The sequence below is a fragment of the Rhizobium sp. Root483D2 genome, assembly GCF_001426685.1.
Lineage (GTDB): Bacteria > Pseudomonadota > Alphaproteobacteria > Rhizobiales > Rhizobiaceae > Pararhizobium > Pararhizobium qamdonense.
Genome location: NZ_LMFB01000009.1, coordinates 376,495 through 399,871 on the forward strand (window position 1 = coordinate 376,495; position 23,377 = coordinate 399,871).

The 23,377-nt window shown below is 60.5% G+C and carries 22 protein-coding genes; 18 read left to right on the forward strand and 4 right to left on the reverse strand.

Annotated elements, in window-relative coordinates; genetic code table 11:
• Positions 1–6: 6 nt before the first annotated feature.
• Both ASD32_RS08325 and ASD32_RS08330 read right to left on the reverse strand, forming a co-directional pair.
• On the reverse strand, positions 7–3,555 hold the full coding sequence (locus ASD32_RS08325) for a molybdopterin cofactor-binding domain-containing protein (RefSeq protein ID WP_060637532.1): 3,549 nt from the start codon (positions 3,553–3,555) through the stop codon (positions 7–9).
• Positions 3,552–4,076 (reverse strand): (2Fe-2S)-binding protein, encoded by a 525-nt coding sequence (locus ASD32_RS08330; protein WP_156383099.1) that lies wholly within the window; start codon positions 4,074–4,076, stop codon positions 3,552–3,554. The genes ASD32_RS08325 and ASD32_RS08330 overlap by 4 nt, the downstream gene beginning before the upstream one ends.
• Positions 4,077–4,433: 357 nt before the next feature.
• Between ASD32_RS08330 and ASD32_RS08335 the strand changes: the two genes are divergently transcribed.
• From ASD32_RS08335 to ASD32_RS08370, 8 genes are all read left to right on the forward strand, one after another.
• Entirely contained in the window at positions 4,434–5,570 is a 1,137-nt protein-coding gene (locus ASD32_RS08335) for an FAD-dependent monooxygenase (protein ID WP_060637533.1), read from the forward strand.
• Entirely contained in the window at positions 5,567–6,367 is an 801-nt protein-coding gene (locus ASD32_RS08340) for an alpha/beta hydrolase (protein ID WP_060637534.1), read from the forward strand. Before ASD32_RS08335 ends, ASD32_RS08340 begins: the two co-directional genes overlap by 4 nt.
• 73 nt (positions 6,368–6,440) lie before the next feature.
• Complete coding sequence (locus ASD32_RS08345) at positions 6,441–7,193, forward strand: Asp/Glu racemase (protein ID WP_060637649.1); 753 nt, start codon at positions 6,441–6,443, stop codon at positions 7,191–7,193.
• Positions 7,194–7,203: 10 nt separating this feature from the next.
• On the forward strand, positions 7,204–7,845 hold the full coding sequence (locus ASD32_RS08350; protein WP_060637535.1) for an N-carbamoylsarcosine amidohydrolase: 642 nt from the start codon (positions 7,204–7,206) through the stop codon (positions 7,843–7,845).
• A gap of 43 nt (positions 7,846–7,888) precedes the next feature.
• A complete protein-coding gene (locus tag ASD32_RS08355; protein WP_060637536.1) occupies positions 7,889–8,920 on the forward strand; it encodes a hypothetical protein in 1,032 nt (343 codons plus the stop codon).
• 179 nt (positions 8,921–9,099) lie between these two features.
• Positions 9,100–10,413, forward strand: coding sequence for an MFS transporter (locus ASD32_RS08360; RefSeq protein WP_060637537.1), 1,314 nt, complete (start codon positions 9,100–9,102; stop codon positions 10,411–10,413).
• Positions 10,414–10,567: 154 nt separating this feature from the next.
• Positions 10,568–11,041 (forward strand): MarR family transcriptional regulator, encoded by a 474-nt coding sequence (locus tag ASD32_RS08365; protein WP_060637538.1) that lies wholly within the window; start codon positions 10,568–10,570, stop codon positions 11,039–11,041.
• Positions 11,025–11,744 (forward strand): NTP transferase domain-containing protein, encoded by a 720-nt coding sequence (locus tag ASD32_RS08370; RefSeq protein WP_162252652.1) that lies wholly within the window; start codon positions 11,025–11,027, stop codon positions 11,742–11,744. The genes ASD32_RS08365 and ASD32_RS08370 overlap by 17 nt, the downstream gene beginning before the upstream one ends.
• Positions 11,745–11,807: 63 nt before the next feature.
• On the opposite strand, the gene ASD32_RS08375 is transcribed toward ASD32_RS08370, so the two are convergent.
• The gene (locus ASD32_RS08375; RefSeq protein ID WP_060637539.1) at positions 11,808–12,716 is read right to left on the reverse strand and encodes a LysR family transcriptional regulator; all 909 of its coding nucleotides are present in this window, start codon (positions 12,714–12,716) and stop codon (positions 11,808–11,810) included.
• Between the two features lie 284 nt (positions 12,717–13,000).
• Between ASD32_RS08375 and ASD32_RS08380 the strand changes: the two genes are divergently transcribed.
• From ASD32_RS08380 to ASD32_RS08400, 5 genes are read left to right on the forward strand one after another with little or no spacing between them, the layout of a single operon-like run.
• Positions 13,001–13,777: a 5-oxoprolinase subunit PxpA gene (locus ASD32_RS08380; RefSeq protein WP_060637651.1), complete on the forward strand. Its 777-nt coding sequence runs from the start codon at positions 13,001–13,003 to the stop codon at positions 13,775–13,777.
• A gap of 21 nt (positions 13,778–13,798) precedes the next feature.
• Positions 13,799–14,041, forward strand: a complete 243-nt coding sequence (locus tag ASD32_RS08385; protein ID WP_060637540.1) for an acetyl-CoA carboxylase — start codon at positions 13,799–13,801, stop codon at positions 14,039–14,041.
• Complete coding sequence (locus ASD32_RS08390) at positions 14,038–15,423, forward strand: acetyl-CoA carboxylase biotin carboxylase subunit (RefSeq protein WP_060637541.1); 1,386 nt, start codon at positions 14,038–14,040, stop codon at positions 15,421–15,423. Before ASD32_RS08385 ends, ASD32_RS08390 begins: the two co-directional genes overlap by 4 nt.
• Positions 15,423–16,298 (forward strand): carboxyltransferase domain-containing protein, encoded by an 876-nt coding sequence (locus ASD32_RS08395; protein WP_060637542.1) that lies wholly within the window; start codon positions 15,423–15,425, stop codon positions 16,296–16,298. The genes ASD32_RS08390 and ASD32_RS08395 overlap by 1 nt, the downstream gene beginning before the upstream one ends.
• Complete coding sequence (locus ASD32_RS08400; RefSeq protein WP_060637543.1) at positions 16,288–17,259, forward strand: biotin-dependent carboxyltransferase family protein; 972 nt, start codon at positions 16,288–16,290, stop codon at positions 17,257–17,259. Before ASD32_RS08395 ends, ASD32_RS08400 begins: the two co-directional genes overlap by 11 nt.
• A gap of 72 nt (positions 17,260–17,331) precedes the next feature.
• Here ASD32_RS08400 and ASD32_RS08405 read toward each other — a convergent pair whose 3' ends face one another.
• On the reverse strand, positions 17,332–18,342 hold the full coding sequence (locus tag ASD32_RS08405) for a GntR family transcriptional regulator (RefSeq protein WP_060637652.1): 1,011 nt from the start codon (positions 18,340–18,342) through the stop codon (positions 17,332–17,334).
• A gap of 570 nt (positions 18,343–18,912) precedes the next feature.
• On the opposite strand from ASD32_RS08405, the gene ASD32_RS08410 reads away from it, so the two are divergent.
• From ASD32_RS08410 to ASD32_RS08430, 5 genes are read left to right on the forward strand one after another with little or no spacing between them, the layout of a single operon-like run.
• Complete coding sequence (locus tag ASD32_RS08410) at positions 18,913–19,986, forward strand: ABC transporter ATP-binding protein (protein ID WP_060637653.1); 1,074 nt, start codon at positions 18,913–18,915, stop codon at positions 19,984–19,986.
• Positions 19,987–20,031: 45 nt separating this feature from the next.
• Positions 20,032–20,931, forward strand: a complete 900-nt coding sequence (locus ASD32_RS08415; protein WP_060637544.1) for an ABC transporter permease — start codon at positions 20,032–20,034, stop codon at positions 20,929–20,931.
• A gap of 2 nt (positions 20,932–20,933) precedes the next feature.
• Positions 20,934–21,779, forward strand: coding sequence for an ABC transporter permease (locus tag ASD32_RS08420; protein WP_060637545.1), 846 nt, complete (start codon positions 20,934–20,936; stop codon positions 21,777–21,779).
• Positions 21,779–22,522, forward strand: coding sequence for a glucose 1-dehydrogenase (locus ASD32_RS08425; protein ID WP_060637546.1), 744 nt, complete (start codon positions 21,779–21,781; stop codon positions 22,520–22,522). The genes ASD32_RS08420 and ASD32_RS08425 overlap by 1 nt, the downstream gene beginning before the upstream one ends.
• Positions 22,523–22,532: 10 nt before the next feature.
• The gene (locus ASD32_RS08430) at positions 22,533–23,300 is read left to right on the forward strand and encodes an SDR family NAD(P)-dependent oxidoreductase (protein WP_060637547.1); all 768 of its coding nucleotides are present in this window, start codon (positions 22,533–22,535) and stop codon (positions 23,298–23,300) included.
• Positions 23,301–23,377 lie beyond the last annotated feature (77 nt).

Genomic DNA, 23,377 nt, shown 5'->3' on the forward strand with positions numbered 1-23,377 from the left:
GCTCCTTCAGTGGCTTGCCGCCGTTACGCGCTGCATGGCGCCTGCCGTATTTGTCCATGCCGGTTTTCCCGGCGCAAAACGCGCCCTCAGATAGGCTGCGAGGTCCTTGATCTGGCCCTCGCTTAACGTATCGCCGAACGCGGGCATGGACATGACTTCCGGCGCTTCGCGTCCTCTGGTTTTGGCAAGGATGGCCGGTGCTTCGACACCGTGCAATATGACCTGCAGAATGTTGTCCGGTGTATCGGCATGCAGGTTGCTGTTCAGCGCCAGCGACGGCAGGATGGTGTTGCCTGTATGGCAGGTCGCGCATGCCCCGTTGAAGATCCGTTCGCCCTTGGGCGACAAAAGGGCTGCAGTGGACTTGGTTGTTTCGCTCGCGGCAATGGCAGCCTCGCTCTGGGCGGTCGCGACGGCGGGTTCGGTCCCACCGTTCAAGCTTGCGAGATAGTTGGCCATGGCGCGGATGTCGCTATCGGGAAGCGGCTGCATGACATCGACCACCTGCGCCATCGGGCCAGCGGCGCTGCCGTGGTCGCGCGAATGCCCGGTGCGCAGATAGTCGTAGAAGGCGTCCGCCGTCCAGCCGACGGGTCCTTTGGCAAAAGTGTTGAGCGCGGGCGCTTCCCAGCCATCGGCAAATCCACCGGACAAGAGGACATTGCCGGTCCTTTCCGCGCCCAGCACATTGCGCTGCGTATGGCAGGCCGAACAGTGGCCAAGGGTTTCGACCAGATAGGCGCCGCGATTCCACTGCGCATCGCGCGTCTCGACATAGCGGAACGGCTCGGCCTTCAGGAACAGGGCATTCCAGCCGGCCATCATCGCGCGAATATTATAGGGAAATGTCAGCTTGGTTTCCGGCGGCTTATCGGAGGCCGGACTTTGCGTCATCATATAGGCATAAAGCGCCTGGAGGTCGGCATCCTCTGCGCCGGCAAATGATGTGTAGGGATGAGCGGGATAGAGATGATGGCCGTCGCGGCTGACACCCTCGCGCATGGCACGCTCGAAGGCAGGATAGGACCAGGCGCCGATACCGTTTTTCGCATCAGGGGTGATGTTGGTGGCATAGACCGCGCCAAACGGCGTGTCGAAGCGCCGTCCGCCGGCGAACGGGGTTCCGTCGGGGCCGGCATGGCAGACATTGCAGGCGCCGGCAGCAGCAGCCATGCGTCCGCGTTCGATCGTTGCAGCGCTATAGACATTGCTGTCGGGTGTCGGGATCGTGCCGATGGCGGGGCGCCATGGCGAGGCCATGGTGACAATCCCCGAAAGGGCGGCGACGGCCCCTGCGGCGGACAGACCGACTGTCCACCATCTGCGCTTCTTTGCGGGTTCGGCCGGCGATGCCGCGTTCTTGCCGCTGTTCAGCGTGGCCAGCACCAGTTCCGGCGTCAAAGGCAATTCGCGGAAACGGATGCCGGTTGCGTCATAGACGGCATTGGCGATGGCAGAGGCGCTCGGCACGGATGCGGACTCGCCGACGCCGAGCGGTGGCTCGTCCTGCCGGGGGATCATCAGGACATCGATATCGGGGACTTCGGGGAAGGTGATGAGCGAATAGCCGCCCCATTCCTTCGAGGTCACGGCTGTCGATGAAAACTCCACCTTTTCCTTCAGCACCCGGCTGGTGGACTGGATGATATTGCCGTGGATCTGGTGACGAACGCCATCGGGATTGATCATCATCCCGGAATCCTGCGCGCAGGTCACTTTCGTGACGGCCACTTCGCCGGTCTTGGTGTTAACGGCGACATCAGCGACCCATGCGGCCCAGGCCGCCGCCTTGCCGGGAAAGGGGCCGTGGATATAGACGGCATAGGCAAAGCCGCGACCGTAGAGAAGATCGCCTTCGCCGCCCAGCGTACCCCACGTGGTGTGCGGCACCCAATTTGCCCGCGCGGCCAGCGCGTTGACGAGATCGACCGCGCGCGGATCCTGCAGATAGCGCAGCCGGTATTCGATCGGATCGACACCGGCTGCGGCCGCCAGTTCATCCACATAGCATTCATGGGCGAAGGTGTTGGGCATGGCCGAAACACCGCGAAACCAGGAAGCACGGGCGATCGGCGGCATGTCATGCACGGTGACGCGCAGATTGCCATAGGCATAGGGCGGGATCGCGGTGCGGTCGCCCATCTGCACCACGTCCGAAATTGGCGGCACCTTGCCGGTGAGGATGAGCGGCAGGGTCGGGGCGAGGTTTGAGGGATAGCGCGTTTCGAAATCATAGGCCGAGGGGCCGCCCTCCAGATCGAGGCCGCCGCGAACGTCCATGATCTGTGCTGCCCCCTTGGGCTCCCAGGCATGTTCCTGCTCGCGGCTCAATTGCACCCTGACCGGCGCTTTGACAGCGCGCGATAGAAGGGCCGCATCGGCGGTGACGTCGTCGGCGCAGTTCCGGCCATAGCATCCGGCCGCTTCAAGCCGTTCGACGAGGATCAAGTCTTCGGGCATATCCAAAAGCAGGGCGAGATCGCGGCGCATGGGAAAAGGGTTTTGCGTCCCGGACCAGACGGTCAGGCCATCGTCGCGATAGTCTGCCACGGCGCAGGACGGTCCGATCGATCCGTGCATCTGGTAGGGCCAGACATAGGTTCGGTTCATCGGCTGGGCGCTGCCGGCGAGCGCCATATCGACATTGCCGCGATCGGCAAGCTTGCGCGGGGTCGAAGGATTGGCGCGCAGCGCTGCTTCCGGTGCGTTGAGGTCCGGGCGTTCCTGCGCGGCACGCCAGACCACCTTGAGTGTCTTTGCCGCTTCGATGGCGATTTCCTCACGCGTGGCGACAACCCCGACGAAATCACCGATGGCGACCACGCCAACCAGGCCCTCGATACCGGCAACGGATGTCTCATCGATGGAGATCAGACTGTTGCCGACATGCTCGCCATGATCAAAGCCGGCATAGGGCGGGCGGATGACGCGGCCATGCAGCATGCCGGGTACGCGTACGTCGTGCACATAGGTCCAGCGCCCCGTCGCTTTCGCGGGAATATCGACGCGCGGACGCGAGGAGCCGACAATCGTATAGGCAGAGGCCGGTTTGAGTTCGGCAGAAGCGTCGATCGACAGACGCACATGCGCGCCGGCGACGAGATCGGCAAAGCTCAGGCTCCAGTTTTCACCGGTCGCAGCGCGAATGATGCCGTCGTCCAGGATGAGCTTTTCGACCGGCGTGCCGGTCCGCATCGAAGCCCTGACAAGCAGGTGACGTCTTGCGGTCGCCGCCGCATAGCGCAGCGGAATGGCGGTGATCTGGATGGTTTCGCTGGCAATGGTTGCGCCCTGGTTGGGGGCGGCTGATGTTGCCCCAAGCACCATATCGACCTGCTCGAACGGGACATGGAGTTCTTCGGCGACGATCTGCGCCAGCGACGTCCGGATGCCTGTTCCCAAATCGACATGGCCATTGAACGCCATGACGCGCCCATCCGGACCGATGGCGATAAAAAGCTCGGCCGCGTCGCCCAATTCCACATCTGAAACGATGAGCAGCATCTCGGCGGCGGCCATATAGGCCGATTTGGGTGTTTCGCGGTGCAGGGTCATGGCGAAACCTCCGTCGTCCCGTCCGTCATTGTCGTATGTGCCAGCTCCGCCTTGGCATAGGCAACGGCGCGCCGCGCGGCGGCCAGTATCTCAAGATGCGTGCCGCACCGGCAAAGATGATGCTTTAGTGCCTCGCGTATATCGCTCTCGTCAGGATCGGTATTGCGTTTGAGCAGTCCGACCGTAGCGATGATCATGCCGTTGAGGCAATAGCCGCATTGCGCCGCCGCTTCCTCGATAAAGGCCCGCTGCACCGGGTGCAGATCTCCGGCCACCGAAAGCCCCTCGAGCGTGGTCACGCGCCGCGTCCCGATTGCGCCAAGCGGCACGGTACAGGAGCGCACCGGGCGGCCGTCAACCAGAACAGCGCATGCGCCGCATTCGCCCAGGCCACAGCCGTATTTCGGGCCGTTCAGGGAAAGGTCGTTGCGCAGAATATAGAGGAGTGGTGTTTCCGGCTTGGCGTCAACGTGCCAGAGGGCGTCGTTTACGGTCAATGAAACGGAAACGGGCCGCGTCAAGGCAGCTGCTCCGGCGCCGCGTCAGCGGTTCGGCCAAAGCCTTTTGCACCCGGACGGATCGCTATCAGGCTGGCCCCTTTGTGGTGCCTGTTCCTCATAACGATGCGACTGTCACCGACATCACGCATCTGCTGCCCCTTATTTTTATATAAAAAGCGTATACGCTTCATATGGTAAGCTGGCAAGCCAAATTTTACCGTTGCAAACGGCGAGAAACCCGGTAGGCTTTGATTTATAAATTGCAAAGCCGATAAAAACTGATGCCTGGTGCTTGCTATTTAAAGCGTATACGCTACAAATTATGCCGATCATCCAATTCTGAGAACAACACGTCGAAAGACGGATAGAGGGGTCGCCATGTCCAATGAAAATGAAAAGATCGCGATTATCGGCGCGGGCCTCGGCGGCGCCGTTGCCGGTGCTCTGCTTCAGCATGCCGGTTTTGATGTCAATGTCTATGAGCAGGCGCCCAGCTTCTCCCGCCTCGGTGCCGGTATTCATATGGGGCCCAATGTCCTGAAGATCTTCGAGCGCATCGGCGTCGACCGGCAGGTCATCGATATCAGCAGCACGCCGTCCCATTGGTTCAGCCGCGACGGCATCACCGGCGACTATCGCTCGCGCATTCCGCTTGAGGGATATGGCGCAACCTATTGCACGGTTCATCGCGGCGATCTGCAAGCGATCCAATGTGATGCGCTTCAGCCCGGCACCTTGCATTTCGGCAAGAAGCTGTCACGCGTCGATGATAACGGCACGGATGTGCTGGTTGAATTCGAAGATGGAACGTCAATTCGCGCCGATATCGTCATTGGCGCCGACGGTATCAATTCGAGGGTGCGCGAAACGCTTCTGGGCGAGGAAAAGCCGAATTACAGCGGCTGGGTCGGACATCGCGCGCTGATATCCTCGGACAAACTGAAAAAATACGATCTGACCTTTGAAGATTGCGTCAAATGGTGGGGCCCAGACCGTCATATGATGGTCTATTACACAACGGCACGGCGCGACGAATATTACTATGTCACGGGCGTTCCGCATCCGGCCTGGGAGTTCGATTCGGCATTTGTCGATAGCAGCCGTGAGGAGATGGCGGCAGCCTTTGAGGGCTATCACCCGATCATTCAGGCACTGATCGAGAGCACCGACACGGTGACCAAATGGCCGTTGTTCAATCGCAATCCCCTGCCTTTGTGGAGCAAGGGCCGCCTGGTCCTGCTCGGGGACGCCTGCCACCCGATGAAACCGCATATGGCGCAAGGTGCGGCCATGGCCATCGAAGACGCGGCCATGCTCACCCGCTGCCTGCAGGAAACCGGCATCAGCGATTTCAATACGGCCTTCAAGCTTTACGAAGCCAATCGCCGTGATCGCGCGACGCGCGTGCAGACCGTTTCCAATGCCAATACGTTCCTGTTGAACCAGGAAGATCCGTCCTGGGTCTATGGCTATGACATCTATGCCGAGCCGCTGAAGAGCGAGACTGCGGCATGAGCGGGCAGGCGCTGTACGGCGCGAACATTTTTGCCAACGGGATCCGCCAGCACTACCTGCGCTATGGCGGCAAAGGCCCTGCGGTTATCCTGATCCCCGGCATTACCAGCCCGGCAATCACCTGGGGCTTTGTCGCTGAGCGGCTGGCCGAACGGTATGACGTCTATGTGCTTGACGTGCGCGGACGCGGCCTGTCCTCGACAGGTCCGGATCTCGACTATGGTCTGGACGCCATGGCGGCCGATGTCGTCGGCTTTGCGTCGGCCCTTGGGCTTTCCAGGCCGGCGTTGCTTGGTCATTCGATGGGCGCGCGCATCGCCATCCGCGCGGCGGTTGCCGCTCCCTTGGCCTTTTCGCGCCTGGCGCTGATCGACCCGCCGGTCTCCGGACCCGGCCGCCGGGCCTATCCGAGCAAGCTGCCATGGTATGTTGATAGCATCCGGCTGGCGCTGAAGGGTATCGACGCTGAGGGCATGAAGGCATTCTGCCCGACCTGGACCGACGAACAGCTGACGCTGCGGGCCGAATGGCTGCACACATGCTACGAGCCTGCCATCGTCACCGCGTTCGAGGATTTCCACAAGGACGACATCTTTCTGGATCTGCCGAAGCTGAAGCAGCCCGCCCTGTTGATGGTGGCTGGCCGTGGCGGTGTGATCGAACAGGTGGACGAGGACGAAGCGCGCGCGCTCTTGCCGGCACTGGAGATCGTTCGCGTGCCGAACGCCGGACACATGATCCCCTGGGATGATTTTGACGGGTTTTTTGCAGCCCTTGGAGATTTTCTCTCCCGCTGACCGGCAGCGGCGGATTACCCGATCCGCCGCTGTTTCTTTTTTGCCATTGTTCGTGAAGCAGAGGATGTCATCCGTGCAGAAATATTACCGTATCGGTCAGATCGTACCCAGTTCCAACACCACCATGGAAACCGAAATCCCGGCCATGCTGACAGCGCGGCAATCCATCCGCCCGGAACGCTTCACCTTCCATTCCAGCCGCATGCGCATGAAGAAGGTGGTCAAGGAAGAACTGGCGGCGATGGATGCGGAATCCGACCGTTGCGCCATCGAACTCTCCGATGCCCGTGTCGATGTGCTGGGTTACGCCTGCCTGGTTGCGATCATGGCCATGGGGCTCGGCTATCATCGCCAGTCGGAAAAACGCCTGACCGGCCGCACCCAGGAAAACGGAACGGATATCCCGGTCGTCACCAGCGCCGGTGCCCTGATCGAAGGGCTGAAGGTCATGAAGGCGAAGAAGATCGCCGTCGTGGCACCCTATATGAAGCCGCTCACCGAACTCGTCGTCGATTATATTCGCGAAGAAGGTTTCGAGGTTGTGGATTGGCGCGCGCTGGAAATTCCCGACAACCTCGATGTCGCGCGCCACGATCCGGAGAACTTGCCCGCCATCGTGCAGACGCTCGATCTGACGGATGTCGACGTGATCGTGCTGTCGGCCTGCGTGCAGATGCCGTCTTTGCCTGTCATTGCCAAGGTCGAGGCGATGACCGGAAAGCCGGTGCTGACGGCCGCCGCCGCCACCACCTACTGCATGCTGAAATCGCTCGGTCTGGAAGCGGTCGCGCCGGGTGCCGGTGCGCTTCTGTCCGGGGCCTATTAGGGAGACGATGATGCAAAGCGCGGAAACGAACTATCAGGGTGTATGGGGCAACCGGATCGGTTTTGGTCAACGTCCGGCTCTTCTCGTTATTGATTTCCTGAAAGCCTATACGATCGAGGGCGCTCCGCTCTATGCACCCGGCGTGATCGATGCGGTCGCGCAGACACCCGAACTGATCCAGGCCGCCCGCGCCGCCGGCATTCCCGTCATCCATACCCGCATTCTCTATCTGGCGGAAAACTGCGCGGATGGCGGCATGTGGGTGAAGAAGTCGCCGGTCATGAAGGCGATGGTCGAGGGCAATGTACTGGCTGAGTTCTGCGATGAGGTGCAGCCCGAACAGGGTGAACTCGTCATCGTCAAACAATATGCCAGCGCTTTCTTCGGCACCAGCCTGGCGTCGCATCTGCACGCGCAGGGCATCGACACGGTCATCATGGCGGGCTGCTCGACCAGCGGCTGCATCCGGGCAAGTGCCGTCGATGCGGTTCAATACGGGTTCAGGCCCATCGTCGTGCGCGATTGCGTCGGCGACCGGCATCCCGACCCGCACAATGCCAACCTCTTCGACATCGACAGCAAATATGGCGATGTCGTCTCAAAGGAAGAAGCGATCGCCGAAATCGCCAAGGTCAAGATCGGCTGTCCGTAACGGGACAAAATACCCACGCCTTGAATCAATAAAGGGAACAAGCATGGATCACTTCAGCTTTACGGAAATCTGCCTGCATCAGTTGAAGATGTCGGGCGTCCACGAGGGCGAAAAACTCATCGTCCTGACCCAGGGCAACGAGCGCCTCGATTATGCCGATGCCTTCATGGCGGCAGGCATGCGTCTTGGCGCCAAGATGTACCACATGCGTTTGCCGCCGGTGCCGCCGGCCGGTGCATGGGCAGTCGGCCAGACGGGTCTTGCAGCCATGCCGGAAGCGGTCGAGGCGCTGAAGGCCGCCGACATGTTGATCGATTGCATCTTTCTGCTCTTCAGCCCGGAACAGATGGCAATCCAGGCGTCCGGCACGCGTATTCTGACGGCCGTGGAACCGCCGGAGCTTCTCGCCCGCATGCTGCCGACGAAGGAATTGCGCGAGCGCGTTGAATTTGCCGGCGACCTGCTCTCCAAGGCGAAGGTGATGCGGATCACGTCCGAGCATGGCACAGACGTGACTTACAAGCTCAACACCTATCCCGCCATCACCGAATATGCCTGCACCGACGAGCCGGGCCGCTGGGACCATTGGCCGTCCGGCTTCGTGTTTACCGGTGGGGACGATGACGGCGTCGACGGGACGATCGTCGTTGCTCCCGGCGATATCCTGCTGCCGCAGAATATCTATGTGCGCGATCCGATCATCTACACGATCGAAAATGGCTGGATCACCGATATCCGCGGCGGCCTCGATGCCGAGCTTGTGAAGTCGTACATGGACGGTTTCAACGATCCGCGCGGCATGGGCATGAGCCATGTCGGCTGGGGCCTCAATCAGAACGCCAAATGGCATCGCATAGTGCCCGGCGAATTCCCGGGCGGCATGGGCATGGAAGCACGCTCCTTCTACGGCAACGTGATGTTCTCGACCGGCCCCAACAACGAGCTGGGCGGACCGAACGATACGGCCTGCCATCTGGACATCCCGATGCGCAATTGCTCGCTGTTCCTGGATGACGAGCCGATGGTTCTGAACGGCGACATCGCCGTCAAGGAAATGCAGTACAAATTCGACTGATCCTTCGGCTTCCGGCCGGATTCTCATCGAAGCGACGGAGAAATTTTAAGAGCCCTGGCCGCCATTCGTGGTGGCCTGGGCACGGCAAACCCGTGCGTTCGCTGTCGAGAGACAAGGTGGCAGAGACCACCGCTCTTGAACCACAGCGACCGCCATGATTTCAAATAAAGAGGGGTACCATGCAGTCACCAATTACAGTTGAAGACGGTCTGAGAATGGCCGGTGTCGGCGCTTTCCAAAAGCGTCTGTTCGTCATTTTCGGCCTGGTCTGGGCGGCGGACGCCATGCAGGTGCTGGCGATCGGTTTCAGCGCGCCGTCGATTGCCGCCAGTTTCGGCATTACCGTTCCGCAGGCGCTGCAGACCGGCACTTTGTTTTTCCTCGGAATGCTGATCGGTGCCTTCGTTTTCGGACGCTTGGCAGACAGGATCGGCCGCCGCCCCGTGCTGTTCATCGCCATCATCCTCGATGCGATCTGCGGTGTCGCCTCGGCTTTCGCCCCTGATCTCCAGTGGCTGCTTGTGGCGCGGTTCCTGACCGGCCTTGGCGTCGGCGGCACGCTTCCGGTCGATTACGCCATGATGGCCGAGTTCCTTCCCTCCGATAGGCGCGGCCGCTGGCTGGTTCTGCTTGAAGGCTTTTGGGCTGTTGGCACCGTCGCCCTCGCTCTTCTGGCGCTCGGTGCCGGAACACAAGGCGGCGAAGCCTGGAGGACGATTTTCTTCGTGACCGGTCTTCCCGCCCTGATCGGTGTCGTGCTGCGCTTCTACGTTCCGGAATCGCCCCTCTATCTCAACCAGCAGGGACGCTCGGACCAGGCGCGGAAAGTGCTGCAGACGGTCGCCAAGGCCAACGGCACGAATGTTGAAATTCCGCCGCTCGTGCAGCAGAAGCCGCAACGCAAGTCGATATCAGCGCTCTTTTCCGGCGATCTGCGCCGCCGGACGATTTTCCTGATGCTCGCCTGGATGCTGATCTCGGTCTCCTATTACGGCGTGTTCGTCTATCTGCCGGTAAAGCTTGCCGCCGATGGTTTCGGTTTTGTCCGTGGCCAGGTCTTCCTCGTCATTCTGGCAATCGCACAGTTGCCGGGCTATGCACTTGCGGCCTATGGCGTCGAGAAATGGGGCAGGAAGCCCACATTGATCGGCTTCCTGCTGCTCAGCGCTATTGGAACGCTGGCCTACGGCCTGGGGCAGACGGCGGAGATTATCGTGGCCGCAACCCTGCTGCTGAGCTTTGCGCTTTTGGGCACATGGGGTGCAATCTATGCATTTACGCCCGAGATATACCCGACGACGCTGCGGGCAAGCGGCATGGGCATGGCCGGCTCGGTCGCACGTTTTGGCGGTCTCCTGGCACCGTCGATCGTGGCCCCTCTGATGACCTCGAACTTCGGCCTTGCTCTGGGCGTGATCTCCGGCCTGCTGGTTGTCGCTGCCGTCAGCGTCTGGCTGATCAACGCGGAATCGAAGGATCGTGTCCTCGAGTAAATTGCGAACTGTCTCACGGCACGCTAGCACCGTGCCGTGAGACCATACCGCCGCCCACAACCGCTCGTGTCAGTCCGGTCTTGACGATCGATCCGCTTGCGATTTGCAGCGTTTTGGAAGAAGACAGAATGGAATGGGAGCGAGCGTGACAACGATGACTGGCGGCGATGACAGGAAGGACTTGGGCCGGCGGGACCCTTATCTGGTCACCGAGCAGGTGGGCCATCTGCTGCGCAAAGCCTATCAGCGGCATCTCGCCATCTTCCAGAGCAATGCCAGCGATCCCGACCTGACATCCGTGCAATTCGTGACACTTTGCGCCCTACATGACCTCGGCCCCAGCTCGCAGGTCGAACTCGTCAAGGCGACCTCGGTCGATCAGGCAACCATCCGCGGCATCGTCGAAAGACTGAAGGCGCGGGGCCTGATCGATCTTTCCCGGGATGAGGCAGACGGCCGCAAGGTGGTGATTTCGCTTTTGCCCAAGGGCGATGCGGTGCTGGAACAGATGTATCCGCAAGGCCATCTTATCAGTGAAAAGACGATGGGCCGTCTCAACCCGGCCGAGCGGGTGGCGCTTCTCTACCTTCTGCGCAAGATCGCGGAAGAGGATGAACAGGACAGTTGAAAGCCAGGGCGCCGTGCCAGAACCGACCGGAGTGTTCCCGATGGAGATCGATCCACAATCAAAACCGGTTGGCGCAAATGATATGCTTGATGGCACGGCATCGGTCGCGATCGTCCTTCTGGCTGCCGGCAAGGCAAGCCGTATGGGCGAGGGGGGAGCTCATAAGCTGCTGGCCGAATTCGACGGTATCCCGCTCGTGCGGCGTTCAGCGCTTGCTGCCCTTGGTGCCGATGCCGCGACCGTTGTCGCCGTCACCGGCCATCGCCGCGCGGAGATCGAAACCGCACTTGCCGGTCTCGACATACACATTGCCGAAAATCCCGATTATGCAACGGGTATTGCAAGTTCGCTGGTGACCGGCTTTGCCGCACTGGGCGTGCATGAAGCCGACGGCGTGCTGGTCATGCTCGCTGATATGCCGGGCGTCACACATGCCGATCTCAACGCGCTGATTGCTGCGTTCCGGAGGTCGTCCGGAGATGTGATTGTGCGGGCGGTGTCCAACGGCAAGCGCGGCAATCCGGTGATCCTGCCACGCTCTTTGGGGCCTGCGGTAACGAGGCTTGTTGGCGATACCGGCGCGCGGCACCTCATCGAGACCTCCGGCCTCCCGGTGATCGATGTCGATATCGGCGACGCCGCCCATCTGGACGTCGATACGCCGCAAGATGTCATCGCTGCCGGTGGTGTTTTGCGCGGATAGACCTGCACGCTGCCGGATCAAGGACTCTGATCGGTACCTATCAAGCCGAACAGAAATGCCGTCTCAGCGCGCGTTGCCGGGCAGGTGAAAGGCCTGCTGGAAATAGGCGCGAAAGGCGAGCATCTGCGGCGAGAGGTCGATATTCTTGCGCCAGGCCAATCCGACGTCCATCGCCGGTATGGTGTCGCGAACATTGATGGTTTCAATGCGCCGGCCTTCTAGCGACCAGGGGCGATGCACCATGTCAGACAGAATGGCCACGCCCTGACCGTTGGCGACAAGCGAACGCACCGCCTCGACCGACGACGTGCGCAGGATCACCTGCGGCTGATAGGACGAGGCGCTCCAGTATTTCAACGATGAATGGGCTGCCTCATCGACGGTCAGCATGATGTAGGGTTCCTCGGCGATCTCCGCCAGGCCGACGCTTTCTGCCTGCAGCAAATGATGTTGCGCGGGGACCCAGAGGCGGCGGGTCGAGCTCAGGACCTTTTCCGTCACAAGCGACGGGTTTAGAATGTTCGAGGTGAGCAGCACCGACATATCATAGCGGTTCGCCAAAAGACCCTCCTCGATCGATTCCCGGGTCAGTTCGAAAAGCTGGATTTCGAGCTTGGGAAAAAGCCGTCGCAGGCGCTCGATATGCAAAGGCAGGAAATAGCCGATGACCGTATAGGTCGCGGCAACGGTCAGGACGCCCTCGACCTCGTTGTTGACGACGTTCAAATGCGTCGCCTCGTCAACTTTCTTCAGGATCTCATAGGCATGCGACAGAAACTGGCGTCCGGCGGCGGTCAGGTCCATGCCGTGCGGCGTGCGGATGAACAGGCCGGCACCCACTGTCTGCTCCAGCTCCTTGATCGCCGTGGTGATGGCCGATTGGGAAATGGAAAGATCGATCGCCGCCTGCGATATTTGTCCAAGCTCTGCGGTCGCGACAAAGTAGCGAAGTTGTCTCAAACTGATCGCCATGACTGTACCCTCCCATCGAAAAAACAGAATTTCATTATCCGAAAATCAGAACAACCGATCGCGAAAAGGGCAACTATCCGCCTTTTAATGGTTCAGATACCGCTAACCTGTTGATATCGCGCCTGTTTGCGCTGCAATATTTGTGAGCAGCATGTTTCGATTTTCAGATATGATGCATTTAAAAATAGAATTTTTCAAAAGAGTCATTTCGCCCTAGCGTGTCTTTGTCAAAAAAGCGGCAAAGCGATAACGCTGCTTCATGGCAGGCAGGCGAGGGACAGACGGTGATTGAAGCAGTCGACATCAATTGCGATATGGGCGAAGCGTTTGGCCGCTGGCGTGTCGGCGATACCGACGATGCGTCGCTGATGTCGCTGATCAGTTCAGCCAATATTGCCGCAGGTTTTCATGCCGGCGATCCAAACCTCATCGATCAAACCGTGCGGCTGGCAGCCGAGCATGGTGTCGGCATCGGCGCGCATCCGGGCTATAACGACCTCCAGGGCTTCGGCCGCCGCAAGATCGAAGGCACACCTCGGGAACTGGTCAACGACATCATCTATCAGGTCGGCGCAGTGCGCGAATTTGCCCGCCGCCATGGTGCCCGCCTGCAGCATGTGAAGCCGCATGGCGCGCTCTATATGGAAATGGCGGTTAATCCCGAGCTTTCGCAGATCTTCGTGCAGTATATGCGCACGGTGGAGCCCCAGGCCTATATTTTCTGCATGGGCGGCTCGGCGACGGAGCGGGCAGCCAGGGAAGCAGGGCAGCCGGTCGTGCGCGAATTCTATGCGGACCGCGATTATGGCGATACCGGGTCGATCGTGTTTACCCGTGATGCCGGGCGCCCGGACCCTGCCGCGATCGCCCAGAAAGTCGTGCGAGCTTGCAAGCAGGGAAAGGTGAAGACCGTCTCCGGGGGAGATGTCGATATCGCCTTTGAATCCATTTGCTTCCATTCCGATACGCTCGGCGCGCTCGAAATCGTGCGTCAGATGCGCGAGGCGCTGATTGCAGCCGGCATTCGTATCGCACCGGTTTCGGCCATCACAGGCCAATGATAGATTAAAGCGGAGAGAGACATGAGCACATTTGAGATCAGATCGCCCCTGCCGGGCACCTTCTACCGGACACCGGCGCCGGACGCCGCCCCGTTCAAGGCGGACGGAGACGCGGTGGCGAGTGCAGACACGATCGGCATGATCGAAGTGATGAAAACCTTCCAGGAAATCCCGGCCGGTGTCGATGGCAAGGCCATCCGCTTCCTGGTCGATAACGAAGAGCCTGTGATGGCCGGTCAGGTGATCGCGGAGGTGGAGGTATGACCATCCGCTCGCTCCTCGTTGCCAACCGCGGCGAGATCGCGGTGCGCATCATCAAGGCGGCAAAGGCGCTCGGCATCCGCACCGTGCAGGTTCACAGTGCTGCCGATGCCGATATGCTGGCGGTGAAGCTGGCCGACGAGGCCGTCAATATCGGCCCGCCCTCCGCCGCGAAATCCTACCTGAACATTGATGCTGTTGTTTCAGCCGCCAAGGCCGCAGGGGTCGATGCGGTTCATCCGGGCTATGGGTTCCTGTCGGAAAACGCCGACTTTGCCGATGCGGTCGAGGCGGCCGGCTTGATCTTCATCGGGCCGAAGGGCGATGCGATAAGGCTGCTGGGCGACAAGGTCGCTGCCCGTGAAGTGGCGGCCCGCGCAGGGGTGCCCACCGTTCCCGGCAGCGCGGGACGGATCGCCAGCCTCGATGAGGCCCGCGCCATTGCGGAAAAAACCGGTTTTCCGATCATGATCAAGGCGGCCGCTGGCGGTGGCGGGCGCGGTATCCGCATTGCCGAGACCATGGCTGATCTCGAGCGTCATTTCCCGCAGGCGTCCGCAGAAGCCGCCGCCGCCTTTGGCGATGGTGGTCTCTACCTCGAAAAGGTGATCACCAAGGCGCGCCATGTCGAGGTTCAGATCCTCGGCGACGGCGAGAGCTTCGTCCATTGTTTCGAACGCGAATGCTCGCTGCAGCGCCGCCGCCAGAAGGTCTGGGAAGAAGCACCGTCCATGCTGTTACCGGCAGCAGTGCGCGAAAAGCTCTGCGCCAGCGCCGTGGCGCTTGCCCGCGAGGTCGGCTATCGCGGCGCAGGCACCGTTGAATATCTCTATGACGAGATCACGAAGGACTTCTATTTCATCGAGGTCAATACCCGCATCCAGGTCGAGCATCCGGTGACGGAGATGATCACCGGCATCGATCTCGTGCAGGAGATGATCAAGGTTTGTGGCGGTGAAAAACTGTCGATCGGGCAAGGAGATATCGTGGCGCACGGCCATGCCATTGAATGCCGCATCAATGCCGAGGACCCGTCCCGCAACTTCATGCCCGCACCGGGGCGGATCGAGGTGCTGACGGTCCCGGAAGGCGAGGGCATCCGCTTCGACACCATGCTCTATGAGGGATATTCGATCCCGCCCTTCTACGATTCCCTTGTCGGCAAGCTGATTGTCTGGGCGGAAAATCGCGATGCCTGCCTTGAGCGGCTGAAGGCTGCGCTTGAAGGTCTGGTGATCACTGGCATTCCAACCACGATCCCGTTGCATCTGGCGCTTGCCGGCGACGACAGCGTTAAGCGTGGCGCTTTCCATACCCGTTTTCTTGAAACATGGCTTGAGACCGAATTCGCCGGCCTGTCCGGCAAGATTGCGGAGGTTGCCTGATGGGCTTGCGTTATACATTCGGAGGCGATGAACATCTGTTCGTCGAATGCAGCGAGGAAATGTCGCTCGAGGCGTTCTTCACCAGCCTGTCGATGGCGAAAGGCGTGCGCGAGAGCGGTATCAAAGGGGTCACCGAGATCTGCCCAGCCAATGCCTCGTTCCAGATCAAGTTCAATCCCGACATCATCCATCCCGACGATATCCTGCGCGAGGTGAAGTCGATCGAGGGCGCGGCCGCCAAGGCCGAGCCGGTCTTAAAGACCCGCATCGTCGAGATTCCGGTTTTCTACAATGATCCCTGGACGCACGAAACGCTGATGCGTTTTCGCGAACGTCATCAGGACCCGGCCGGCACCGATCTCGATTATGCTGCCCGCATCAACGATTTCGGCTCTGTCGATGATTTCATTGCGGCGCATTCGGGCTCGCCCTGGTTCGTCTCGATGGTCGGCTTCGTTGCAGGGCTGCCGTTCATGTATCAGATGGTCGAGCGCCAGAGGCAAATCCAGGTGCCGAAATATCTGCGCCCGCGCACTGATACGCCGAGGCTCACCGTCGGCCACGGTGGCTGCTTCGGCTGCATCTATTCAGTGCGCGGTGCCGGCGGCTACCAGATGTTCGGCATCACCCCGATGCCGATCTTCGATCCGACGCAGACCACCAGCTACCTCCAGGATTTCATGGTGTTCTTCCGTCCCGGCGATATCGTGAAATTCAAGCCGATCGGCCGCGATGCCTATGATCAGGCGGTCGAGGATGTCGATAAGGGGCGGTTTGCACCGCCGATCCGCGAGGTCAGTTTCGATCTGCGCGAATTCCAGAAAGATATCGACGGCACCAATGCCAAGCTGGAGGGGATGCTCCATGGCCATTAAGGTTCTCCATCATGGTCTCGCGACCACCGTTCAGGATCTCGGCCGTCCGGGCTATTTTCATCTCGGCATTCCCGTTGGCGGCGCGATGGACCGCTATGCGATGCGGGCAGCCAATCTTCTCGTCGGCAATGACGAAGGGGCCGCAGGGCTTGAGGCCGTCTTCATGGGCCCGAAGCTTGAGTTCACGCAGGACGCTCTGGTCGCCGTGACAGGCGCCGACATGCCGCCGAAAGTCGATGGCACCATCCAGCCGGGCTGGACCGCGTTTCTTGTTAAGGCGGGGCAGACGCTGACGTTCGATTTCCTGAAAGCCGGCGCCCGTATCTGCATTGCAGTGTCCGGCGGTATCGATGTGCCGGAAGCGCTGGGAAGCCGCTCGACCTATCCGATCGGTGCGCTTGGCGGCTTCAAGGGCCGGCCGATCGCGCCGGGGGACGAGTTGCCGGTGGGCAAGGGCAGCCTTGCAACCGACGGCAAGACGGTGCCTGAGGCGCTGCGCCGCAGGCCGGGCGCGCCGGCGGAACTGCGCGTGCTGCCTGGCCTCTACTGGCACCGCGTCACCGAGCAGTCTCAGGTAAATTTCTTCGATGACGAATGGAAGGTTGCGCCTGAAGCCGACCGCATGGGCTATCGTTTCAAGGGCGGCCGCAAGCTCGACTTCGTCGATCGTGACCAGCCGTTCGGCGCCGGTTCCGACCCGTCCAACATTGTCGACAGTTGCTATCCCTATGGCTCGATCCAGGTGCCCGGCGGCACGGAGCCGATCATCCTGCACCGCGATGCCGTTTCCGGCGGCGGATATTTCATGGTTGGGACGGTGATTTCAGCCGACATGGACCTGATCGGCCAGTTGCAGCCGCATACGCCGGCGCGCTTCATCAAGGTGACGATGGAGGAGGCGCTACAGGCGCGGGCCGACAGGCAGGCGCTTTTGGCCGAGCTTCGCGCGGCTTTGGCTTAAACGGAGGATTATCCGGTGCTGGCTTTGCGACACGGCGATTGCGGCAAGGGAACTCGGAACGCGGCACTGCCGCTATTCCAGAACCCGCGTCAGGTAATCGGCCGTGACGCTCGGTCCCGGAATGATCGCAACGATCTTCATCTGGGCGATGGTGCGATTGACGGAAGCGTCCAGATGGCTCTCCATCATGGCGGCCGCCGCCGTCGCCGCGCCGCGCATCAAAAGCTCGACGATCAGCCGAAGTTCGGTAATGATGGCCGGGTCGCCGGGCAGGCCCAGGCGGCGCAGGAGCCGCTCGGTTGCCGTCACCGGCAAGAGGTTGTTGCGGATCAGGTCTTTCAGCCGCTCGTTCGGCGTCGCCAGAACGCAGGTCTCGATAAAGCGCGACTGGATGGTTTCCACCGTGCCGAAATAATCCTTCGGCTGCTCGCGCTCCAGCGCCGAGAGGTGCGTAAACAGATTGGTCAGCACGGCATGATCGACATGCCCGGCGCCCACGACGATTGCCTGCGGCTCCAGCATGCGGCGCAGCACGAAGTGATCCTTAACGATCTGGGCCGTCAACGGCCCGGCGATCCAGTGGGAACTCTGGTTCTTGCGGACAAGACCGCGCTCGCGCAGGCGGGTCAACACGTCGCGCACGACGGTACGGCTGACGTTGAAATGGTTCGCAAGCTCGATCTCGACAATGCGGTACTGGCCGAACACCACGCAGCCGGCGACATCCGCCTCGACGGTGTTGTAGATGCGCTCCCAGGACGACCGGCTCTGAAGCGCCTGGTCGGCATGTTGCGGGATGTGCAGGCCGAGCGTCTTGATATCGGTGCGATTGGGCTCGATCCCCTGGTCCGGCGGTCCGACGAGATAGCCGCGGCCGCTGAAGCGATGCAGAAGTCCCTCGGCTTCCAGGGTCTGCAGCGCACGCTGGACCGGCGCGCGGGAGATTTGCAGAATGTCTGCAATCGGCCCCTCGAGCAGCACCAGACCCTCAGGCAGTACACCGCCGATGATGTTGCTGCGCAGAATATCCTCAGCGATTTCGTATCGCTTCTGCACATTCGACCCGCTGCGATCTTCAGTCATCAATCCGGCGCTTTCTTTTTGGCTCATCGCCCACGGTTCAGTTTTACGCGTTTGCAGGGAGCAAGGACAAGGGTGCTGTAAAATGAATATTGAATACATTATCACGAAAATATTCATTTTATAGCGGGACTGAAAATCGAAGCCGTTTAAGCACGGATGCGTCGTCGTTTTCGGCGCTAAGCTGTGCGTTTGCGCATAATTTTGATCGAATTCGTTATTTTATAACACTGTGATGCGATCTCTGGGCGCGCCATTGACCTGGAGGTTTGCCGAGAGCGGTTGTTTTTATGATGTATTTCGATCGCCCAAAAGATAAATTCGATGTGAATTTGATTTTTTGAAAAAGCCTATTGAATACAAAAATCATTCATGTCATGATTTCCTTACTCGAAACGCTCGCAAGAAGCGTGACAGGTGGAACATTTTTGAAACGCCAAGGAACATCATTTTGACGCGCAAGTGACGCTTGCGCTGATGGCTTTTGCTTGCCTGCCGGAACCCATCAGCGGTTCGGGCATCGGCGAAGCTTTGCCGAAGGATGTTCCTTGCCTTGAAACTGGCAGGATAGCGGTGTCGGCCGCTCTTCAACTCACGAACGTCTCGAAATCCTATGGCGGCCAAAAGGCGCTGGATAGGGTCAAGCTGTCTCTGCCCGACAATGCCTATATCTCGCTTCTGGGGCCAAGCGGTTCCGGCAAGACCACGCTTCTGCGCGTCATTGCGGGTTTTGAGGAGCCGGAAGAGGGATCGATCTTGTTTGGCGGCAAGCGGATCGACGGCATCGCGCCGCACAATCGCGGCATTGGTTTCGTTTTCCAGAATTTCGCCCTGTTTCCGCATCTTTCCGTCTCCGAGAACATCGCCTTCGGTCTCGTCAACCGCGAACTCAACCCGGTTACCGACACAGCCCTCGTTAAGGCAAAGGTCCGCGACATCATTTCTTTGGTCGGTCTGAACGGCCTCGAAGATCGGGGCGTGACGCAGATTTCCGGTGGCCAACGCCAGCGCGTGGCTCTTGCCCGCACGCTGGTGACCGAGCCGAAGATGGTTCTGCTCGACGAGCCGCTTGGCGCGCTCGATGCCAATCTGCGCTCGCGCATGCGCACGGAATTGCGGGCCATCCGCGAGCGTTGCGGCGTGACCTTCCTGCATGTGACGGGCAGCGAGAGCGAAGCGCTTGCGATGGGCGATACGGTTCTGGTTCTCGATCATGGCCACATTGCCCAGTCCGCGCAGTCGGATCTTCTCTACAATCGTCCCGCTTCGCCCGCCGTGGCGCGCTTTCTCAATTGCTATAATCTGTTTTCCGGCGGTGTCACGGACGATGTCTTCGTCAGTCCGGCCGGCCGATTTGCTCTCGGAGGCTTTCGCCAGGTGGCATCGCCGCCTGCCTATGCGATCCGCTACGACCGGGTGGATATCCGGGGCACTGATGCACCGGTTCAAGACGACGAAGTTCGTCTCGAAGGCAATTTTGTCGCCAGCGAATATTCCGGGGCGGCGATCAATTCCTTCTTCTCGCTCGATGATGGCCGCATGTTCGAGGTGGAATCTCATCTCAGCCGCGCGGCACCGCAGGCCTATGCCGAGAAAGGCCGCTACGCGCTGGTCTGGAAGCGGGAGGATGCTCTTGTCTTTGCGTGAACACACCCTGTCACAAACGCCTTTGCCTGTTGTGGAGAATGAGAGATGACGATGGCCGCGATTGGCGATGAAACACAGGTTGAAACTTCAGCCAAAAGAAAGCTCTCCGGCCCTGCGCTCTGGCTTCTGGCGCCCGGCGTCATCTGGATGGTGCTGTTCCTGGTGCTGCCGATCCTGATGATGGTCTATGTTTCCTTCTGGACGCAAACCACCTTCAAGATCGAGCCGACGCTCACCCTGAAGAGCTGGATCACGTTCTTCAGCAGCGAAACTTATCTGGGTGCGCTCTGGACGACGGTGCGGATCTGGCTGATCGTGCTGGTTTCGACAGTGCTTGTCGGCTATCCCACAGCCCTTTTCGTCGGCCTGTTCGTCAAGAACAAGACGATCCAGACCGTTCTTCTGGTCCTGTGCGTCATTCCGTTCTGGACCTCGTTCCTCATCCGGGTGCTTGCCTGGCGGCCGATGCTCGGCAAGGAAGGCGCCATCAACCTGATCCTGATGAAGATCGGCATTGTACAGCAGCCGATCGAGGTCCTGCTATTTTCCGAACTGTCGGTGATCATCGGCATGACGCAGATCTATTGCGTCTTCATGGTCGGGCCGATCGCCTTCATGCTCGGCCGTATCGATCCCTCGGTGATCGAGGCGGCGCAGGACCTTGGCGCGAGCTTCGGCCGCATCTTCCGTACCATCATCCTGCCTCTGTCCATGCCGGGCGTGGTTGTCGGCGGCATCTTCGTCTCGGTCATGGTTCTCGGTGAATTCGCAACCTCTGCCGCACTGTCCGGCCGCAAGGTCAACCTGCTCGGCAATATCATCGTGACCCAGGTCGGGTCGCTGAAATGGGCCTTTGCGGCGGTGGCCGGCGTCGTGCTGACCGTCTTGATGGGCGCGGTGGTTGCCGCACTCCTCCGGGTTGTCGATCTCAGAAAGGAGCTTTGATCATGAACGCCTCCGGCATCAAATTCGGTCTTGGCACCTATACCGCGCTCTTTCTCGTCTTCCTCTATGGCCCTCTCGTGGTTCTGGCGATCCTGTCGTTCCAGACCGGGCCGGAGGGCGGGCCGCAATTTCCGATCATCGAGTGGTCGACCTATTGGTACAAGCATCTCTTCGGCCTGACACCGCCATCGCGCATCTCGCCCTTGCCGATCAACGAGGCGCTGTTCCGCTCGATGGCGCTGGCAGTGATGACGATGATCGTTTCGACGGTTCTCGGCGTTTCCGCAGCCCAGGCGTTCCGCCGCAAGTTCAAAGGCTCCGGTTTTGTCTTCTATCTGATCGTCCTTGGCATGATGGTGCCAGGCGTTCTCGTCGGCCTCGGCATGGCGCTGGTCGCCAATTCGCTCGGGATCGACCGCCACTGGTGGGGCACGGCCTTCGTGCTGCATGTGGTCTACACCTTCCCCTTCGCATTCCTGGTGATGTTGGCGATCTTCAATCGCTTCGATCCCAGCGTTGAAGAGGCGGCCTGGTCGCTCGGCGTATCGCCGGCCCGTACCTTCCGCAAGATCACGTTCCCGCTGATCTTTCCGGGCGTGCTGTCGGCCATGCTGTTTGCCTTCACGCTGTCTTACGACGAGTTCTCGCGCACGCTGTTTGCTTCTGGCCGTGACCTGACGCTACCGCTTGCCATTTACGGCACCTTCTCGGTCGAAGTGCATCCGAACGTCTTTGCTTTCGGCGTGCTGACGACGCTGTTCTCCTTCGCATTGCTTGGAACCTATGCCGTTCTGATGACGCTGTCGGTGCGCCGCGCCAAGCAAATGGCGATCCAGGAGGAAGCGTGATGGCGGTGGAAAAACGCTCTGCCATCGTCACCGGTGCAGGCTCCGGTATCGGCCGTGCAATTGCGCAAAAGCTCGCCGCCGACGGATATGCGGTGACGGTCAACGATCTTTCGTTTGAGAGAGCCGAGGCGGTCGTGCGTGAAATCCAGGCTGCTGGCGGAGCAGCGGCCGCCGTGGCGGGCGACGTTTCGTCTGAGGCGGATGTTGCCGCAATCCATGCGGCCGCGCTGGCCGCGCATGGTGAGACACATCTGCTCGTCAACAACGCAGGAATTGCGCATCAGGCGCTGTTTGAAAATCTTGAGGTCAAGGATTTCGACCGGATGTTCGCGGTCCATGTGCGCGGCATGTTCCTGATGACCAAGGCGGTGCTGCCCGCCATGCTGAAAAGCGGCGAGGGCGTGATCGTCAATGTCGCATCGCAACTCGGCCAGATCGGCGGCGTCGAGCTCACCCATTATTCCGGTGCCAAGGCTGCCATCATCGGCATGACCAAGGCGCTGGCCCGCGAGGTTTCTAAGCGCGGCGTGCGCGTCAATGCGGTCGCGCCGGGTCCGATCAACACGCCGCTCGTCATGGAGCTTTCGGACGGCTGGCGTGCAGCCAAGAAGGCCGAACTGCCGCTCGGACGTTTCGGCGAGCCGGAGGAAGTTGCCGAGACCGTCGCCTTTCTGGCGTCGCCGGCCGCAAGCCTGTTCGTCGGCCAGACGCTTGGGCCGAATTCCGGCGATGTGATGTTGTGAGGAAGCGAGTATGACAGAACCATCAAAACGTATTTCCATCGTTACCGGCGCCGGGATCGGCATCGGGCAGGCGACGGCCAAGGCTCTTGCCGCACGCGGCGACCACGTCGTCGTCACCGATATTCTTGAAGACAAGGGAACTGAGACCGCGCGGGCCATCGTGGCCGCCGGCGGCTCTGCCGAATTCAAGCTTTACGACGTGCGCTCGACCGAGGCGACGAATGCCCTGGTTGCGGATATCGAAAACCGCCATGGCGGCATCGACGTGATCGTCGCCAATGCCGGGATCGCGCACCGCACGCCTCTCTCTGATCTCACCGACGAAAAGTGGGACCTGACCTTCGACATCGACCTCAAGGGTATTTTCCGGCTGGTTCGGGCCGCAGCACCCGGCATGCGGGCGCGCAAATCCGGCAGCATTGTCGCGCTCTCCTCGATCATGGGCATTGCCTATGGCTGGGACGAACATGTGCATTATTCCGCCGCCAAATCCGGCGTCATCGGCCTGGTGCGGGGTCTCGCCGTTGAGCTCGCCCGCGACGGTGTACGGGTGAACGGCATTGCGCCGGGATATATCCGCACGGCGCAGCTGCTGTCGGAAGAAAATTCGCTGGGTCCGGCGGGCGCCGAAAAAGCCGCCGAATTCATCCCGATGGGGCGGCTTGGCACGCCGGAGGATATCGCTGACGTCATCGCGTTTCTGGCGTCGAATGGCGCGAGATACATGACCGGCCAGGTGCTGGTCGTGGATGGAGGCCTCCTCGTGGGGCGCTACTGAACCGTCTGGGCCGCACGGCGGGCGCTACCGCCGCCTGCGGCCTGCGGAAACTGAAGAATGAGCCGCGATCAAACGGG